This is a genomic window from Marinobacterium sp. xm-d-564, from assembly GCF_013283345.1.
GTDB lineage: Bacteria > Pseudomonadota > Gammaproteobacteria > Pseudomonadales > Balneatricaceae > Marinobacterium_E.
Genome location: NZ_WBYO01000010.1, coordinates 48,526 through 66,797, shown reverse-complemented (window position 1 = coordinate 66,797; position 18,272 = coordinate 48,526). Strand labels below are relative to the sequence as shown.

Below are 18,272 nucleotides of genomic sequence, written 5' to 3'. Positions count from 1 at the left end.
TTAACCTTTCTTTATTGGGCGTTTCCAGCCCGAAATATTTCTCTGCTTACCACGTGCAACGGAGAGCTGATCCTCTTCCACTTTACTGGTAATGGTGGAGCCTGCACCGATGGTTGCTCCTGCTCCCACTTGCACGGGTGCAACCAATGAGCTGTTTGACCCAATAAATGCGCGATCACCAATCTCGGTCAGGGATTTGTTCACACCGTCGTAATTACAGGTAATGGTGCCGGCACCAACATTTACCTCTTCACCGATCTGTGCATCGCCAATGTAAGAGAGATGGTTCAATTTAGACCCTTGACCAACCAGAGCTTTCTTCGTCTCAACAAAGTTGCCGACTTTAACTCCAGCAGCAAGTTGTGAGCCAGGACGGATACGAGCAAAGGGGCCCAACTGACAAGCATCGGCAATAACAGCACCATCAATGTGGGTGTTCGCAAGAATCTCTACACCGTCACCGATAATCGAATTTTTAACGCTGCAATTGGGCCCAATCAAAACGTTTGAGCCAATGCGTACCTCGCCTTCTGCAACGAAGTTAACGTCAATGTGGCTATCTTGCCCTACCGTCAGTTGCCCTCGCACATCGAATCGAGCTGGATCCGCCAAGGTAACACCAGCATCCATCGCAGCATTGGCCTGCTGAAGTTGATACCAACGCTCTAATTCAGCGAGTTGTCGACGATTATTCACACCCTGTACTTCGAACTCAGATGTAGGATGAAGTGCCTGAACCGTTACACCCGACTCCGCCGCCATTGCGATCAAATCAGTTAGGTAGTACTCACCCTGTGCGTTATCGGAAGAGAGTTGCGGCAACCATTCGTTTAGATGATCGGTTGGCATCGCCATAATGCCAGTGTTCACTTCAGTGATCGCCAATTGCTCTTCATTGGCATCCTTCTGTTCCACTATACCCACAACATCGTTAACCGCACTTCGAAGAATACGGCCGTATCCCGTCGGATCGTCTAGGTTAACAGTCAGAAGCGACACTTTACCCGTTTGAGCGACCTGTACCATCTGCTCTAGCACACTCGCCGGCGTTAATGGCACATCGCCGTAAAGCACTAGCGTAACACCGCCTGCACGAAGACCCGCTGAGGCCTGTGCAACGGCATGGCCCGTGCCTAGCTGCTCAGCCTGTGTATAAAATTGGCAAGATAGATCGGACAACGCCTCTTTAACCTGATCCGCACCATGGCCAACCACAATATGCATCGCGCTGTTGTTTAACTGACTCGCTTGATCAATGACGTGCTTTACCAGCGATTTTCCTGCCAAAGGGTGAAGGACTTTAGGGAGTTTAGATTTCATACGGCTGCCTTGACCGGCCGCAAGAATGACTACATCTATCGACATTAACGGGTGTTTCCAAAAACAAAATTTATCCACTTGACGATACTTTAACCTAAGCGCACACTGCTGCAAGGTTAAATGTCATAAAAAAATTGACAAATATGGATAATTCGCTGTTTTTAGAGATCGGTCTTAGCGACCGTGACGTCTCAATCTACAAGGCCCTGCTAGCGCTTGGCCCCAGTTCGATTCGTACCATTGCTGAGCGTGCAGGGGTCAATCGCGGCACAACCTATGAAGCACTGAAGCAGATGCAGGCGTTAGGTGTGGTCAGCTATCTGCCAAAAGGTAAGCGCCGCATCTTCACAGCACGTGAGCCTGAAGTGTTGGTAGAACTGGCTGAAGAACGCCGTAAACGCTTAGATCTCGCTGTTGAAGAGTTAAAGCGTCGTGTCATACCCGAGCTGCATCAACTCTCGCCTGATTTTAGCGCAGCCAATGTTCAGTGGTATGAGGGTGACGAGGGGATTGAGCAGGTACTCAGAGATATCCTTAACAGTGTTAGCTCAAACCCTGAACCGATCTACTCTGTCTTCTCATCAAAACCGATTCGAAAGCATCTCTACCGTCCCTTCCCGAACTTCACAGCACAGCGTGTTGCTCGAAAGATCAAGGTACGGGTTATCGCGATTGGGGATGGGGGTGAAAGTGCTGATCTATCAGAACGTAAATGGATCAAAACAGAGGGACCAGTAGACGCCGCTTATATAGCGATCTATCCACCAAAAATTGCCATCATCTCTTTAGCGTCTGATAACTACCCAACTGCGGTGGTTATCGATTCAAGTGAAGTAGCGGCCGCGCAGAAGATCATATTTGATACACTCTGGCGCCTGCTTTAGCGCTTAGGCTTACTGACCATCTTGTACTGGCGAGAGCAGTAGCCGCGATCAATCCCCTCTGGACGCTTTTTAAGATGTTTAGTGTTGCGACCAGAGACCCGTTCACGCCACATACGAAACGAACTGGGCTTCATCTCACGCTGCATCAACTTGATCACTTGTGGCTCTGACAAGCTGTACAACCCCTCAATCGCTTCAAAGGGTGTGCGATCTTCCCAAGCCATCTCAATGACTCGCGAAATCGCCTCTTCTGACAGGCCGGCGTGTGCTAGCTTTTGTGACATCTAAACCTCTGAAAAATAAAGCAGGTGTCGTTGTGTACGCCAGCGTATGTGTTTTAGTTCAGATGAGAGGTAGCTTATGAGTGCAGATGACAGGCTGAATGCCTGTCACTGTGTACTAAACCAGCTACGGAGTGACCGTGACAGGCTTTCAGCCTGTCATCGGCTTTGTCAGCGTCTACCAGAGACTGTAGCGTAACTCCTGAGTCGTGTCAGACTAAAGGTCAGACACGGTGCTTTTTCAAAGCACAAAAAAAGGCAGCCGAAGCTGCCTTTTTTGATCGTGTAGATCTTATTTGCCGAGTTTGCGGCGAATTGCATCGAGGGTACGAAGCTGTGCAGCTGCTTCAGCAAGCTGAGTCGCAGCACGTGAGTATTCGAACTCACCCTGCTTGTCAGCCATTGCTTGTTCAGCATGCTTCTGTGCTTCTACAGCGGTTGCTTCATCAAGGTCACCCGCACGAAGTGCAGTATCAGCCAACACAGTAATCTTGTGTGGTTGTACCTCTAGGAAGCCACCAGATACGTAGAAGATATCCTCTTCACCGCCCTGCTTGCGAAGCTCGACAGGGCCTGGTTTGATTTCCGACAAAAGCGGAGTGTGACCTGGGTAGATACCCAGCTCACCCAGGCTACCTCTCACAGAGACGAATTCGATAAGGCCAGAGAAGATCTCTTCCTCAGCACTTACGATGTCACAATGAACAGTCATAGCCATTTCAATTACCTCTTCAGGTTCCGCTTAAGGGATTACATGCCTTTGGCTTTTTCGACTGCTTCGTCGATGCCGCCAACCATGTAGAACGCCTGCTCTGGTAGAGAGTCGTATTCACCGTTCAGGATGCCTTTAAAGCCACTGATAGTGTCTTTAAGAGAGACATATTTACCTGGTGCACCAGTGAAGACTTCTGCTACGAAGAATGGCTGAGATAGGAAACGCTGGATCTTACGAGCGCGTGCTACCGTCTGCTTATCTTCTTCAGAAAGTTCGTCCATACCTAGGATCGCGATGATGTCTTTAAGCTCTTTGTAGCGCTGTAGGACACCCTGCACTTCACGTGCAGTCTCGTAGTGCTCAGAACCGATTACTAGCGGATCAAGCTGACGAGAAGTAGAGTCTAGTGGGTCTACCGCAGGGTAGATACCTAGCTCTGCGATCTGACGAGACAGTACGACTGTTGCGTCAAGGTGCGAGAAGGTTGTCGCTGGTGATGGGTCAGTCAAGTCATCCGCTGGTACGTATACCGCTTGGATAGAAGTGATCGAACCAGTCTTAGTCGACGTGATACGCTCCTGAAGTACACCCATCTCTTCTGCAAGAGTTGGCTGGTAACCTACTGCTGAAGGCATACGACCTAGCAGTGCTGATACCTCAGTACCCGCAAGTGTGTAACGGTAGATGTTGTCGACGAATAGAAGTACGTCACGACCTTCGTCACGGAACTTCTCAGCCATTGTAAGACCAGTCAACGCTACACGTAGACGGTTACCTGGTGGCTCGTTCATCTGACCGTAAACCATCGCTACTTTCGACTTGTCGAACTGCTCAACGTTTACTACGCCTGCTTCCTGCATTTCGTGGTAGAAGTCGTTACCCTCACGAGTACGCTCACCTACACCTGCGAATACAGATAGACCAGAGTGCTGAGTTGCGATGTTGTTGATCAACTCCATCATGTTTACGGTTTTACCTACACCGGCACCACCGAACAGACCGATCTTACCACCCTTAGCGAAAGGACAAACAAGGTCGATTACCTTGATGCCTGTCTCAAGCAGTTCGTTAGTCGCTGCTTGGTCTGCGTAAGAAGGTGCTTTACGGTGAATTGGGTAACGCTCCTCTTCACCGATCGGGCCACACTCATCGATTGGGTTACCTAGTACGTCCATGATACGACCTAGGGTCGCTGTACCTACAGGTACAGATACTGGAGCACCAGTGTTTACAACGTCCAGACCACGGCTTGCACCTTCAGTCTGACCCATTGCGATAGTACGTACGACACCGTCACCCAGCTGTTGCTGAACTTCTAGTGTCAGGTTGGTTTTAGTGACGTTTAGTGCGTCATAAACCTTCGGTACATCTTCACGTGGGAATTCCACGTCAACGACTGCACCGATAATCTGAACAATACGTCCGCTACTCATGTTCGGATCCTCTTAACTTATTAGCCTGTTAACTGCTTTAAACAGCAGCAGCACCACTTACGATTTCAGAAATTTCCTGTGTAATCGCTGCCTGACGCGCTTTGTTGTAGATCAACTGAAGCTCGTCGATTAGGTTGCCGGCGTTGTCGGTTGCATTCTTCATTGCCAACATACGCGCTGCCTGTTCACAGGCGTTATTCTCAACAACTGCTTGGTACACCATTGATTCAACGTAACGAGTCAAAAGACCTGTTAGTAGATCACGAGCATCTGGCTCGTAGATGTAATCCCAGTGGTGGTTGAGAGTGTCGTCGTCTTCTTCAGCCTGAAGGGGCAGAAGCTGTTCAATAGTCGGCTTTTGCGTCATGGTGTTAACGAACTCGTTCGATACCACGTATAGACGGTCAAGTTTGCCTTCGTTGAAGCTATCAAGCATCACTTTTACTGAACCGATTAGCGCTTCCAACTCTGGTGCATCGCCTAGGCCGCTTGTTGCTGCCTTAACGTTACCGCCGTAGTTACGGAAGAAGCTAACTGCTTTACCACCAATTGCACAGAAATCGATCTCGACATTCTGTGAATTGAACTCCTTCATTTTGCCAATAGCAGCCTTGAACAAGTTAACGTTCAGGCCACCACAGAGTCCGCGATCAGAACCGACAACAATGAAACCTACTCGTTTCAGGTCGTTGTTCTGCATGTAAAGGTGTTTGTATTCAGGGTTAGCTTTCGCTAAGTGCTGAATCACACCACGGATACTGCGTGCGTATGGACGAGAAGACTCCATGCGATCTTGGGCACGGCGCATCTTAGATGCAGCAACCATTTCCATGGCGCTGGTAATCTTACGTGTGCTACCGATACTCGCGATCTGCGTCTTAATCTCTTTTCCGACTGCCATAAATCCGCCTCTATTCCTTGACTTAGTATCGGCTGAACAGAGTCTGTTCAGCCGTTCTGCTCATAACTCGAGCGCTTACCAAGTCTGGGTAGATTTGAACTTCTCGATGCCAGCTTTGAATCCAGCAGCGATTTCGTCATTGTAATCGCCTGATTCATTCACTTTAGCCATCAGGTCAGCATGCTCCGAGTTGAAGTATGCAACCAATGCAGCTTCGAATGCACCGATTTTGTTCAATTCTACGTCGCTCAGGAAGCCTTCGTTCGCAGCGTACAAGCTCAAGCCCATCTCAGCGACAGACATTGGAGAGTACTGCTTCTGCTTCATCAGTTCTGTAACGCGCTGACCGTGCTCTAGTTGTGCACGAGTCGCTTCGTCAAGGTCTGAAGCAAACTGCGAGAACGCTGCCAATTCACGGTACTGTGCAAGTGCTAGACGTACACCGCCACCCAATTTCTTGATGACTTTAGTCTGAGCCGCACCACCTACACGTGATACTGACAGACCTGCGTTGATCGCAGGACGAATACCTGAGTTAAACATACCAGTTTCAAGGAAGATCTGACCGTCTGTGATCGAGATAACGTTGGTTGGTACGAACGCCGAAACGTCGCCACCCTGAGTCTCGATTACAGGTAGAGCAGTCAATGAACCTGTTTGTCCTTTAACTTCACCTTTAGTGAACTCTTCTACGTAGTCAGCGTTAACACGCGCTGCACGCTCTAGTAGGCGTGAGTGTAGGTAGAATACGTCACCTGGGTATGCTTCACGACCTGGTGGACGACGAAGAAGAAGTGAAATCTGACGGTAAGCCCAAGCTTGTTTAGTTAGGTCATCGTAGATAATCAGTGCGTCTTCACCGCGGTCACGGAAGTACTCACCCATTGCACAGCCTGCGTATGGAGCTAGGAACTGCATTGCTGCAGGATCTGCTGCACCCGCTGCTACAACGATCGTGTGATCCATTGCGCCGTGCTCTTCAAGCTTACGTACTACGTTAGCGATAGTAGACTGTTTCTGGCCCACTGCTACGTAGATACATTTGATACCAGTACCTTTCTGGTTGATGATCGCGTCGATCGCAATTGCCGACTTACCGATCTGACGGTCACCGATGATCAACTCACGCTGACCACGGCCGATTGGTACCATTGCATCGATCGCTTTCAGACCAGTCTGAACTGGCTGGTCAACAGACTGACGAGCGATAACGCCTGGCGCTACCTTCTCTACTGCGTCTGTGATTTTTGCGTCGATAGCACCTTTACCGTCGATTGGGTTACCTAGTGCGTCTACAACGCGACCAAGTAGCTCAGGACCTACTGGTACTTCAAGGATACGGCCAGTACATTTAGCCGTCATGCCTTCTTTAAGACCTTGGTAATCACCAAGAACTACGGCACCGACAGAGTCACGCTCAAGGTTAAGCGCCATACCGTAGACGCCACCAGGGAACTCGATCATTTCGCCGTACATTACGTCAGCTAGACCGTGGATCAGGATGATACCATCGGATACGCTAACGATTGTGCCCTCGTTACGGGCTTCTGAAGACACATCAAGTGACTCGATGCGCTTCTTGAGAATCTCGCTGATCTCAGATGGATTCAGTTGCTGCATTTCTATTCCTCATTCTCAGGAATTCATCGCTTCGGCCAGTTTCGCAAGTCGAGCACGAACCGAACCGTCGATCACAAGGTCGTCTGTACGAACAATTACACCGCCTAGGATAGACTTGTCTACCTGTGCAGTGACTGCTACTTCACGACCCAACTTGGTGCTAAGCGCCTTAGCCAATTTCTGCTGCTGTTCATCAGCAAGATCGAAGGCAGTTGTCAGATCCACTTCAATTGAAGCTTCCTGAGCTGACTTCAGCTTTTTGAACTGTGCAGCGATCTCTGGCAACAGAGCCAAGCGCTGATTTTCTGCCAATAGAGCCATAAAGTTTTGGCCCGCTTGGTCGATGTCGCCTTCTAAAAGGCCATTCAGCGTCCCAGCTTTCTGCTCAGACGTTAGGGCTGGGTTTGCCAGCACCTGGGCTACTGTCGCATCCGCTACACAAGAGGCAGCGATTGACAGCATGTTAGCCCACTGATCGAGGCTGCCCTTGCTAGCTGCATATTCAAATGCAGCTTTTGTGTAGGGCCGAGCGACTGTATTGAGTTCAGCCATCGTAAACCTCGCTTAAAGCTCCGCAGCTAGTTTTTCAACTAACTGTGCGTGTGCTTTCTCGTCAACAGAGGCTTCCAGAATTTTTTCAGCGCCAGCTAGTGCTAGTGCTGCAACCTGTGCACGAAGAGCTTCCTTCGCTTGGTTGATCTCTTGTTCGATTTCCGCTTCAGCAGCAGCTTTAACGCGATTAGCTTCTTCGCGCGCTTGCTCTTTAGCTTCGTCAACAATCTGGTTAGCCCGCTTGTTGGCCTGTTCAATGATGGCAGCTGCTTGCTCTTTAGATTCGCGCAGATTATCTGTCGCTTTCTCTTGAGCTAGCTTCAGATCGCGCTCAGCGCGTTCTGCCGCATCAAGACCATCTGCAATCTTCTTCTTACGCTCAGCCAGTGCACTTGTTAGTGGTGGCCATACGTATTTCATACAAAATACGACGAAGATGAAGAACGCGATAGCCTGACCAATGATGGTGAGATTGATATTCACGCCATTATCCTCGCGGTTGTCTGATTAAAAGTAGTGAAACCCATGGGGTATCTAGTTAAAAAACTACTTGTTAGCCAGCAACAGCGAACAGTACGTATAGACCAAGACCAACACCGATCATAGGAACAGCGTCGACAAGACCCATTACGATGAAGAACTGAGTACGTAGTAGTGGGATCAGTTCTGGCTGACGAGCAGCACCTTCAAGGAATTTGCCACCTAGAACGCCGATACCGACCGCAGCGCCTACAGCGCCTAGACCCATCATCAGTGCACCAGCAATGTACAGCAATGCCATTTCCATCGTTTTTCTCCGATTTAGTTAATTTAAGGTTATTACAGTTAGTAAACTCTTGTTATTCCGCTTAGTGATCTTCGTGGGCCATCGCCAAGTAGACGATTGTTAGGACCATGAAGATAAACGCCTGAAGCGTAATAACTAGAATGTGGAAAATTGCCCATGGAACCGACAGGATCCATTGAGCCCAGAACGGCAGCAGTGCAATCAGGATGAAGATCATCTCACCTGCGTACATGTTACCGAAAAGACGTAGTGCCAATGATACTGGCTTAGCCAGTAGACCAACCACTTCTAGGAAGAGGTTGAATGGCAGCAACCATTTGCCTAAAGGCTGGAAGCTAAGCTCTGCTAGGAACCCGCCAAGACCTTTCTGCTTGATGCTGTAGTAAAGAATAAGTGCAAAGACGCTCAACGCCATACCCGCGGTCGCGTTTACGTCAGTCGTTGGAACCACTTTCATGAAGTGGATACCCATCTCTGCTGCTAGGAATGGAATCCAGTCAACGGGAACCAAGTCCATGGTGTTCATTAGGAAGATCCATACAAAGATGGTCAACGCCAATGGAGCGATGAGTGCATTTTTGTAGTGGAAGATACTCTTCACGTTGTCATCGATGAACTCGATGATGGTTTCTACAAAGTTTTGAGCGCCGCCAGGTACATCACTTGTCGCACTTTTAGCCACCTTACGGAAGAACCACACGAACGCTAGACCAAGAGCAATCGACCAGAACATTGTGTCTACGTTGATCGCCCAGAAGCCCATCTCAGCAGCTTCTTGCGCACTGTGCGCAAAGCCAAGACCGTTAACAGGGTGGTTACCAAAGGTAAGGTTGGTTAAGTGGTGAGCAATATACTCTGAGGAGGTAACTGTTCCAGATGCCATTCTCAGTTTCTCTCTTTATCGAAGGTTAAGAATCCGTTTTAACGCCGAACTGCATGATCAGATTACTGACCTGAAGCAGAATCAACATCGCAAATAAGGAAAAAACACTGATGGGTTTTACCAGCACAAACGCCAGTGAAAAACTGATGGCCATCAATGCCATTTTCCATATTTGACTCGCATACAACTCTGCGAGTGTCCCTTGTGCAGACCCCTGTGTCTGCTTGTTAAAGTGCTTGTTTGCGAAATAGGCGTTAGGAATCAAGTAGATTAAACCACCTATCAGCATTGAGTACGCTGCTACAAAATCAATAAATACAGCGACTGCACTTAGCACTAACAGGATGCCTGACTGATATTTCAAAACGGTGAAATATCGAGCTTTCGCCCTATCAGAACGCTTACCAATGAGGTTTGGATTCATCATCTTTGCCCAAAAGTAGTGCGTTTATCCCAGCTAATGCGGGCGCAATTGTAGGTGAAAAGGGAATAAGCATCAAGCACAGAGTAGTCTAACTATGACTAAGGTCTTGTTCGCTTTAATCGCGAAGTTGTTTAACGATCGCTTTTAGCTCTTTAGCATCATTGTAGCTGATCACAATCTTACCCTGACCCTTTGCGTTTTCGCTCAGCGTCACTTTGGTAGATAGCAGTCGAGTCAGATCTTCAACGATACGCTCATGCTTGCTGGTAAGCTCTGGCTTCGCTTTAGGCTCCGTTGGATTTTGCAAAGTGCGCACCAATAACTCAGTCTGACGAACCGATAGGCCTTTAGCCACAACCTCTCGACCGGCATCGATCTGTAACGCTTCCGTGAGAGGCAGTAGAGCACGCGCATGACCCATCTCAAGGTCTCCATGCTCTAACATACGTTTGACTTCGTCGGTCAGGTTAAGAAGACGCAGAAGGTTGGCAACGGCGGTGCGCGATTTTCCAACGGCATCAGCCACCTCTTGCTGTGACAGTTCAAACTCCTGCTGAAGGCGCTGCAGGGCTATGGCCTCTTCGATCGGGTTTAGGTTTTCACGTTGAATGTTTTCGATGAGTGCCATCGCAATGGCCGCTTCATCAGGAACATCTCGAATGACAACAGGCACACGCTCTAAACCAGCCATCTGGGCTGCACGCCAGCGACGCTCACCCGCGATGATTTCAAAATTATCACCACCGATAGGTCGTACCACAATCGGCTGCATAATGCCTTGCGCTTTAATCGAAGCGGCTAGCTCTTCAAGCGCTTGAGGCTCCATATCACGGCGCGGTTGGTAACGACCACGACTTAGGCGCTCAACCGCCAGTTCAGTGAGTTGCGTAGAGTCACTCGATTGGTCGTTCGCGACAGTCGCTGCAGAACCGGAAAGTAGGGCGTCTAAACCACGACCCAATCCACGACGTTTAGTGCTCATTTCAACTCCTTAAGAAACCGCTTGGGTTTGCTCTTTATCGGTACGGCGAACCAGTTCACCCGCCAGTGCCAGGTATGCAATCGCACCTCGAGAATTTTTATCGTACATGATCGCCGGTAGACCGTGGCTGGGGGCCTCTGCTAAACGGACATTACGTGGAATGACTGTACGGTAAACCTGATCACCAAAATACTCTAGGAGATGATCAGAGACATCTTTGGTCAAACTCATGCGTGGATCGAACATGGTGCGCAAAATACCCTCAATCTTCAGTCGAGGGTTAAGACGTTCATGAATCTTATCGATGGTGCCCACCAATGCACTGATCCCTTCGAGGGCATAGTATTCACACTGCATAGGGATAATAACCCCGTCAGAGCTGGCCAGTGCATTCACCGTTAGCAAACTCAGAGAAGGTGGATTATCGATCAGAATAAAATCGTATTGGTCAGCCACAGCATCGAGCGCCATCTTCAGACGAAACTCTCTACGTGTCATCTGCAGAAGTTCAACTTCAGCCGCCGTTAGGTCGCCATTGGCACCTAACACGTCGTAACCCACTTCTAAATTGGTGATGATCGACTCTTTGGCGCTCGCTTGATCGGTTAAAAGCTCATAGACCGAGAGAGTAAGATCATGCTTGTCGACACCAGAGCCCATGGTCGCATTACCCTGAGGATCCAGATCGATGAGCAGAACGCGCTTATGCATAGCAGCTAGTGATGCCGCTAAGTTCACGCTGGTGGTGGTTTTACCGACTCCACCTTTCTGATTGGTGACCGTTAAAATCTTGGCCAACTTACACTCTCCCAATTTTCAACAGGTGTCGCTCTTCATCAAGACCGGGCACTTGAAGGGGGTAACTCTCGATTAAATGGTACTGATTTGGCAGATCTGCCAACTCCTGATCAGGATAACGGCCTTTCATCGCAAGAAACAGACCCTGATCGGCTAATAGCTCAGCGCTTAACGTTACCATATCTTCGATAGAAGCAAAGGCCCTAGAGGTAACTTGTTGGAAAGTACGACCGGCAAACGCCTCAACCCGACCATGAACCACCTCTAAATTCGATAGATTCAACTCAACTTTTACCTGATGCTGAAAACGAGTTTTTTTACCGTTGCTGTCCAGAGTGACAACCGGCATATCAGGATTAAGAATGGCCATTGGAATTCCAGGTAACCCTGCACCGCTACCGACGTCGATAAGGTCGGTTTTTTCTACGTAGGGCGCAATCGCGATACTGTCCAAAATATGTTTTATCAGCATCTGTTTTGGATCGCGGATCGCCGTCAGATTGTAGGCTTTGTTCCATTTCTGTAACAAGGCTAAGTAGGCCAATAGCTGCTCAACCTGAAATTCAGATAGAGAGAGATTTAACCGACTAAGACCTGACTCTAAATCGTTTTTTGGATTGTAATCCATTAACTGGCCGCCTTAGCTTGAAGCTGAAGTTTCTTCAAATGAACCAATAACAGCGAGATAGCCGCTGGCGTCATGCCCTGAATTCTTGAGGCCTGAGCAATGGTCACCGGACGGACATGCTCTAGTTTAGATTTTAATTCGTTAGAGAGACCGCCAACGGCATCGTAATCGAAGTCCTCAGGCAAAGAGGTATTCTCTTGACGACGCATCTGATCAATCTCTTGCTTCTGACGATCAATATAACCGGCGTACTTGATCGAGATCTCAATCTGCTCTTCAGCCGACGCCTCAATCTCAACCTCAGAAGGTTTAATGGATTTGATATCGGCATAACTAAGTTCAGGACGTTTTACCAGATCAGCAAGGTTGTACTCACGTGCCAAGGGTGAACTCAGCTTGGGTTCCAATGCAGCCGCTTCTGCTGACTTTGGTTGAATCCAAGTCGATGAGAGTCGTGCCATTTCACAATCAATCTGATCGCGTTTAGTCGAGAAGGCGGTCCAGCGATCATCACCAACCACACCCAGTTTGCGGCCGATCTCGGTCAAACGAATATCCGCATTATCTTCTCGCAACACCAAACGGTATTCAGCACGGGAGGTGAACATACGGTAGGGCTCTGATGTGCCATGCGTAATCAAATCATCAACCAAGACACCGATGTAGGCTTCGTCACGACGCGGATACCACTGATCCTGATCCAGTGCACGAGCAGCGGCATTCATACCGGCCAACAACCCTTGTGCGCCCGCCTCTTCGTAGCCTGTTGTGCCATTGATTTGACCGGCAAAGTAGAGACCAGAGATCACTTTGGTCTCAAGTGTGTGTTTCAAATCCTGAGGATTGAAATAATCGTATTCGATGGCATAACCCGGACGTGTGATATGAGCGTTTTCAAAACCGCGCATTGAACGGATGACCTCAAGCTGCACATCAAATGGCAAACTGGTTGAGACACCATTTGGGTAGAGCTCGTGCGTGGTTAACCCTTCCGGCTCAACGAAAACCTGGTGGGAGTCTTTGTCCGCAAAGCGGTGAATCTTATCTTCAATGGAAGGGCAGTAACGCGGTCCTATCCCTTCAATAATCCCAGAGTACATCGGCGAGCGATCAAGGTTATTTCGAATAATCTCGTGTGTCCGCTCATTGGTATGCGTGATGTAACAACTGATCTGTTCTGGTTGGTCACTCGCCTGGCCCATAAACGACATGATAGGCGTTGGTGTATCACCAGGTTGTTCTTGCATCACTGAGAAATCGACACTGCGTGCGTCAATTCGTGGCGGTGTACCCGTTTTGAGACGGTCAACGCGAAGAGGATACTCACGTAAACGCTCTGCGAGTCGTAATGAAGGCGGATCACCGGCACGACCACCCTGATAATTTTGCATACCAATGTGAATCAAACCGCCAAGGAAGGTACCTGCTGTTAAGACAACGCTGTTTGCAAAGAAACGAATGCCAGCTTGGGTCACAGCACCGCGAACTTCATCATTTTCTACGATGAGATCATCGACCGCCTGCTGAAAGATATCGAGGTTAGGTTGGTTTTCAAGAATAGAACGGATGGCTGCTTTGTAAAGAATACGATCCGCTTGTGCACGTGTGGCACGCACAGCGGGACCTTTGCGTGCATTAAGCGTTCTAAACTGAATACCGCCCTTATCGGTAGCACGAGCCATCGCACCATCCAGTGCATCAATCTCTTTAACAAGATGACTCTTACCAATACCACCGATGGCCGGGTTACATGACATTTGACCCAGTGTCTCAATATTGTGAGTCAATAGCAGGGTTTTAGCCCCTTTACGTGCTGATGCTAATGCCGCTTCAGTGCCAGCGTGACCGCCACCAATAATCAACACGTCATAACGATCTGGATAATCCACTCTCTACCTCTTAGCTGCCTTTTCAAACCTAGACAGAAATATGGCGCGGATTATACCTAGGGATTGCCATTGAAGAAATGGTTAAAAAATAGCCAACCTGCTGTTTGTAGAGTGAGAGTAGATAAATAAAAAATAAAATAAATATATAAAGAGAGTTTATTATTTTTAATATTATTTAAGTAGGCTGATTTCTGTTATTAACTGATTAAAAATCAATAAAAACAGTAGTTTGTAGAAATTATAACCCGCTTATAAAGCGCGAATAGCTTGAACATTTGTTGTGTGTGAGTTGTGTATAAGTAGGCTAGTTATACACAATTTATTTTATTCACAGTTTAATCGTCCAATTACTCGGGGTTAGGCTGACAGTTTTTCCACAATCGAAGAATTATTACCGCGTTTTGTGAGCTATTCTTTGGATAACTATTGAATATATCCACAACAGATGCTCAGCATTCGCCTTTTATCTGTGAGTAACTCTATTTTTGGATTGTGGAAAACTATTTACCGATACAGAAAGAGCCGAAAATCTTTCCAAGCAGGTCATCCGCTGAAACTTTACCGGTTATTTCACCTAACACCTGCTGTGTCTGCCTCAGATCTTCCGCCAGAAGTTCACCAGCACCTTGGGTATCTAACTGCCAAAGACCGGTGTTTAATAGCTCCTGTGCTTGTTCTAGAGCCTCCATATGGCGTCTACGCGCCATAAAAGCGCCTTCAGCATTGCCTTGATAGCCCATAATGGACTTTAGATGCTCCCGAAGCAGATCAATGCCTTGCTCATCTTTGGCTGAGAGTCTAATCAGTGTGTTTTCACCCTGTTGTTCAAGACTAGTACTCTCGTCTGTTAGGTCGATTTTATTGCGAACTAAGGTGACATGGCTCAGATCACCGTTGAGTTTTTCGACCATCTCAGGCCACAGCGTTTGTGGATCCGTTGTCTCTGAGTGGCTAGCATCCACGAGCATTAAGATACGATCAGCCGTTTTGATCTCCTGCCAAGCGCGATCAATACCGATCTGTTCGACTCGATCAGGTGCATCACGTAAGCCAGCGGTGTCGATAATGTGCAGTGGCATGCCATCAATGTGTATCTGCTCTCTCAAGACATCTCGTGTTGTCCCCTCAATGTCGGTGACAATTGCTGAATCACGCCCCGATAGCGCATTGAGCAGACTCGATTTTCCGGCATTAGGACGGCCAGCAATCACGACAGTCATACCCTCTCTCATTAAACTGCCTTGCTGCGCTTGGCTCTGAACCTGATTGAGTTGCTCAATAATGTTGACCAGATCACCACGCACTTTGCCGTCGCTTAAAAAGTCGATCTCTTCATCAGGGAAGTCGATGGCTGCTTCTACATAGATGCGCAGGTTGGTTAGCTGATCGACCAATTGATCAACTTCACGCGAAAAAGCGCCTTGCAGTGATTTTAACGCACAGCGAGCTGCCTGTTCTGAAGAGCTTTCAATCAGATCAGCAATGGCTTCAGCTTGAGTGAGATCGAGCTTATCGTTTAAAAATGCTCGTTCTGAGAATTCACCTGGTCTAGCCATGCGAGCACCTAGCTCAATGGCGCGGCGAATGATGAGATCGATGACAACGGGACCACCATGACATTGAAGTTCGGCAACATCTTCACCGGTGAAGCTATTGGGTCCAGGAAAAAGCAGGGCGATGCCTTCGTCGATCTGTTGATCAGTTTCATGAAAAGGGGTGTAGTGAGCGTAACGGGGTTTGGCTTTAAACCCGATAAATGCCTCTAAAATTTCAGCAGACTTAGGCCCTGAAAGACGAACAATCCCGACGCCCCCTTGGCCAGTGGCGGTTGCTTGTGCAACGATCGTATCTTTACTGCTGCTGATCATCTGAAGTCTTTCTCCAATCAATAAAAAGGGCTCCGAAGAGCCCTAGTGTGTCGCGTGGGGATTTAAGCTGCAAGTTGCTTATTTAGAATCACCCGCTTCGATCTGTTTGTTGATTACATACTGCTGTGCAATTGATAGGACGTTGTTCACCAACCAGTATAGAACCAGACCCGCTGGGAACCATAGGAAGAAGAAGGTGAAGACGATTGGAAGCATCTTCATGATCTTCGCCTGCATTGGATCTGGAGGCGTTGGGTTCAACAGCTGCTGAATGAACATGGTCGCACCCATCAAGATAGGCATGATGAAGTAAGGGTCCATCTGCGACAGGTCTTGGATGTAACCAATGAACGGCGCGTGACGGATTTCAACCGCTTCCATCAATACCCAGTAAAGTGCGATGAAGATCGGCATCTGAGCAACGATAGGAAGACAGCCACCGAGAGGGTTGATCTTCTCTTTCGAGTAGAGCTTCATCATCTCCTGAGACATCTTCTGACGATCATCACCGTAGAGCTCTTTAAGACGAGCCATCTCTGGACCGAACTTGCGCATTTTTGCCATCGATTTGAACGCTTTAGCGTTCAAGTGGAATAGGGCAGCTTTCACCAAAATCGTGACACAGATGATGGCAAGACCGTAGTTACCAACGATCGAGTAGAGCCACTTAAGAACCATGTAGATCGGTGAAGCGATGAAGAAGAGAATACCGAAGTCGATCGTAAGATCTAGGTTCGGAGCGATCTTCTCCAGCTGATCAGTATCTTTAGGACCCGCATACAGAGTTGCCGAGATCTGGCCTGTCTGGCCTGGAGCAACAACAGCAGAGGGTGCTAAGAAACCAGCAATGTAGTTACCGTTAAGCTGACGGGCCTGGTAGGTGTACTCTTGACCTGGATTAGGGATCCAAGCACTCATGAAGTAGTGCTGAATCATTGCAACCCAACCGTCTTGGCTCTTCTCGCTGTAACGGCCATCGTCGTCGATATCATCGAAGCTGACTTTGTTGTAGTTGTTCTCTTGAGTTGAGAACACAGGGCCTAGGTAAGACTGCATACCCATATCGGTTGTTTCTGAAGGATCAGCACTGCGATCACGCTTAAGTTGACCGAACAGAGTCGCTTGCCAGTTTGAGTCACTGTTGTTGGCAATCAGGTAGTCCATCGCAATGGCGTTGCTACCGCGTGTGAACGTGAATCGCTTGGTAATGGCTACGCCGTTATCGACTAGGTTCAGATCTACAGCCAGTGTGTCGGCACTGCCCATGTCGTAGCTAGCTTCAGCGACAGAGTAGAGTGGACGACCCTCTTTAGAGGCATCTGGGCCGTTAGGGCCAACTAAACCTGATTGAGCAACATAGGTACGGTTAGCGTTCTGCTCAAGCAGAACCAAGGGATCTTCGCCTTCCAACGTCGCTTTATGATCAAGCAGTTTGACTTCAATGATGTCACCACCGCGTGGATCGATCAGAATGCCGAACTTATCAGTGGTTACACTGACCAGATCACCTGTTGCTGCAGCCAGTGTGGACGTTGCTGCACCTGCGGTGGGTAGATCAGCTTCAGCTGCTGGCGCTGCGCTTGGCAGGTCGTTACCTGCGGCTGGCTGGTACGCTGAAACTGATTCAGTTTGAGTTTGTTGTGCTGCGACGGGAGTGTTGTAATCAGCATTCCACTGGAGAACCAGCATGTATGAGATTAGACCGAGTGCGCCGAGTAGAATGACTCGCTGTATATCCATGGCGAATTAACCATTACCTTTATTTGAGGTTTGAGCTTTTAAAGCCTGCTTGTTTAAACGTTTCCAACTTTTCGCTATGAGCGCATGTAATTGCTCGTTTTCTAGCTCATCAATTCCACGTCGAGATAAAACAACAATGTCGACATTAGGGAGCTGATGCTGATTAAAACGAAAAGACTCGCGAATGATACGACGAACGCGGTTTCGATTCACGGCTCTGCGAATATTTTTTTTGGAAAAAACGAATCCGATGCGGGGATGATCAGATTGGGAGTGGCGGGCAAGAATCAGTAGATGAGTATCACTGACCTTAAAATCGGCTTTGTCGAATACCCTTTTGAAATCACCGCCAGTTAAAAGTCTTAACTGGCGAGGGTATTCGAACTCAGCCATTTGGCATTCAGCAAGTCCGCTTAATTATGCAGACAAGCTAGCGCGGCCGCGTGAACGACGACGAGCAAGCACTTTACGACCGTTTTTAGTAGCCATACGAGCACGGAAACCGTGGTTGCGCTTACGCTTTAGTACGCTTGGTTGAAATGTTCTTTTCATTGCCTTGTCCTACTT

Annotated in this window: 20 protein-coding genes; 1 reads left to right on the top strand and 19 read right to left on the bottom strand. The window is 48.4% G+C overall.

What is annotated here, in order from left to right; all coding sequences use genetic code 11:
- Positions 1-1,365, bottom strand: a complete 1,365-nt coding sequence (gene glmU, locus XMD564_RS10185; protein ID WP_173489253.1) for a bifunctional UDP-N-acetylglucosamine diphosphorylase/glucosamine-1-phosphate N-acetyltransferase GlmU — start codon at positions 1,363-1,365, stop codon at positions 1-3.
- Positions 1,366-1,463: 98 nt separating this feature from the next.
- On the opposite strand from glmU, the gene XMD564_RS10180 reads away from it, so the two are divergent.
- Complete coding sequence (locus XMD564_RS10180; RefSeq protein WP_173482150.1) at positions 1,464-2,204, top strand: TrmB family transcriptional regulator; 741 nt, start codon at positions 1,464-1,466, stop codon at positions 2,202-2,204.
- Here the strand turns inward: XMD564_RS10180 and XMD564_RS10175 are convergent.
- The 18 genes from XMD564_RS10175 to rpmH form a co-directional block, all read right to left on the bottom strand.
- Positions 2,201-2,488 carry a TIGR03643 family protein gene (locus XMD564_RS10175; RefSeq protein ID WP_173482151.1) on the bottom strand — a complete coding sequence of 96 codons (288 nt, stop codon included), beginning with the start codon at positions 2,486-2,488 and terminating at the stop codon, positions 2,201-2,203. The genes XMD564_RS10180 and XMD564_RS10175 overlap by 4 nt on opposite strands.
- Positions 2,489-2,777: 289 nt before the next feature.
- Entirely contained in the window at positions 2,778-3,203 is a 426-nt protein-coding gene (locus tag XMD564_RS10170) for a F0F1 ATP synthase subunit epsilon (RefSeq protein ID WP_173482152.1), read from the bottom strand.
- A 32-nt stretch (positions 3,204-3,235) separates the two neighbouring features.
- A complete protein-coding gene (atpD, locus tag XMD564_RS10165; protein WP_173482153.1) occupies positions 3,236-4,633 on the bottom strand; it encodes a F0F1 ATP synthase subunit beta in 1,398 nt (465 codons plus the stop codon).
- A gap of 37 nt (positions 4,634-4,670) precedes the next feature.
- The gene (atpG, locus tag XMD564_RS10160) at positions 4,671-5,534 is read right to left on the bottom strand and encodes a F0F1 ATP synthase subunit gamma (RefSeq protein ID WP_173482154.1); all 864 of its coding nucleotides are present in this window, start codon (positions 5,532-5,534) and stop codon (positions 4,671-4,673) included.
- Positions 5,535-5,609: 75 nt separating this feature from the next.
- Positions 5,610-7,154, bottom strand: coding sequence for a F0F1 ATP synthase subunit alpha (gene atpA / locus XMD564_RS10155; protein WP_173482155.1), 1,545 nt, complete (start codon positions 7,152-7,154; stop codon positions 5,610-5,612).
- Between the two features lie 15 nt (positions 7,155-7,169).
- A complete protein-coding gene (locus XMD564_RS10150) occupies positions 7,170-7,706 on the bottom strand; it encodes a F0F1 ATP synthase subunit delta (protein WP_173482156.1) in 537 nt (178 codons plus the stop codon).
- Positions 7,707-7,718: 12 nt separating this feature from the next.
- Positions 7,719-8,189 (bottom strand): F0F1 ATP synthase subunit B, encoded by a 471-nt coding sequence (locus tag XMD564_RS10145; RefSeq protein WP_173482157.1) that lies wholly within the window; start codon positions 8,187-8,189, stop codon positions 7,719-7,721.
- A gap of 70 nt (positions 8,190-8,259) precedes the next feature.
- Positions 8,260-8,493, bottom strand: coding sequence for a F0F1 ATP synthase subunit C (gene atpE / locus XMD564_RS10140; protein WP_169451839.1), 234 nt, complete (start codon positions 8,491-8,493; stop codon positions 8,260-8,262).
- A gap of 61 nt (positions 8,494-8,554) precedes the next feature.
- Complete coding sequence (atpB, locus tag XMD564_RS10135) at positions 8,555-9,376, bottom strand: F0F1 ATP synthase subunit A (protein ID WP_173482158.1); 822 nt, start codon at positions 9,374-9,376, stop codon at positions 8,555-8,557.
- 25 nt (positions 9,377-9,401) lie between these two features.
- A complete protein-coding gene (locus tag XMD564_RS10130; RefSeq protein WP_173482159.1) occupies positions 9,402-9,803 on the bottom strand; it encodes an ATP synthase subunit I in 402 nt (133 codons plus the stop codon).
- A gap of 112 nt (positions 9,804-9,915) precedes the next feature.
- A complete protein-coding gene (locus XMD564_RS10125) occupies positions 9,916-10,782 on the bottom strand; it encodes a ParB/RepB/Spo0J family partition protein (protein ID WP_173482160.1) in 867 nt (288 codons plus the stop codon).
- Between the two features lie 9 nt (positions 10,783-10,791).
- Positions 10,792-11,580, bottom strand: coding sequence for a ParA family protein (locus tag XMD564_RS10120; protein WP_173482161.1), 789 nt, complete (start codon positions 11,578-11,580; stop codon positions 10,792-10,794).
- A 1-nt stretch (position 11,581) separates the two neighbouring features.
- Positions 11,582-12,208 (bottom strand): 16S rRNA (guanine(527)-N(7))-methyltransferase RsmG, encoded by a 627-nt coding sequence (gene rsmG, locus XMD564_RS10115; RefSeq protein WP_173508282.1) that lies wholly within the window; start codon positions 12,206-12,208, stop codon positions 11,582-11,584.
- A complete protein-coding gene (gene mnmG / locus XMD564_RS10110; protein ID WP_173508281.1) occupies positions 12,208-14,097 on the bottom strand; it encodes a tRNA uridine-5-carboxymethylaminomethyl(34) synthesis enzyme MnmG in 1,890 nt (629 codons plus the stop codon). Before mnmG ends, rsmG begins: the two co-directional genes overlap by 1 nt.
- A 500-nt stretch (positions 14,098-14,597) precedes the next feature.
- A complete protein-coding gene (gene mnmE / locus XMD564_RS10105) occupies positions 14,598-15,965 on the bottom strand; it encodes a tRNA uridine-5-carboxymethylaminomethyl(34) synthesis GTPase MnmE (protein ID WP_173482164.1) in 1,368 nt (455 codons plus the stop codon).
- Positions 15,966-16,043: 78 nt separating this feature from the next.
- Positions 16,044-17,705, bottom strand: coding sequence for a membrane protein insertase YidC (yidC, locus tag XMD564_RS10100; RefSeq protein WP_173482165.1), 1,662 nt, complete (start codon positions 17,703-17,705; stop codon positions 16,044-16,046).
- A 6-nt stretch (positions 17,706-17,711) separates the two neighbouring features.
- Entirely contained in the window at positions 17,712-18,098 is a 387-nt protein-coding gene (gene rnpA, locus XMD564_RS10095; protein WP_173482166.1) for a ribonuclease P protein component, read from the bottom strand.
- Positions 18,099-18,122: 24 nt separating this feature from the next.
- A complete protein-coding gene (gene rpmH, locus XMD564_RS10090; protein ID WP_173482167.1) occupies positions 18,123-18,257 on the bottom strand; it encodes a 50S ribosomal protein L34 in 135 nt (44 codons plus the stop codon).
- Positions 18,258-18,272: the final 15 nt, after the last annotated feature.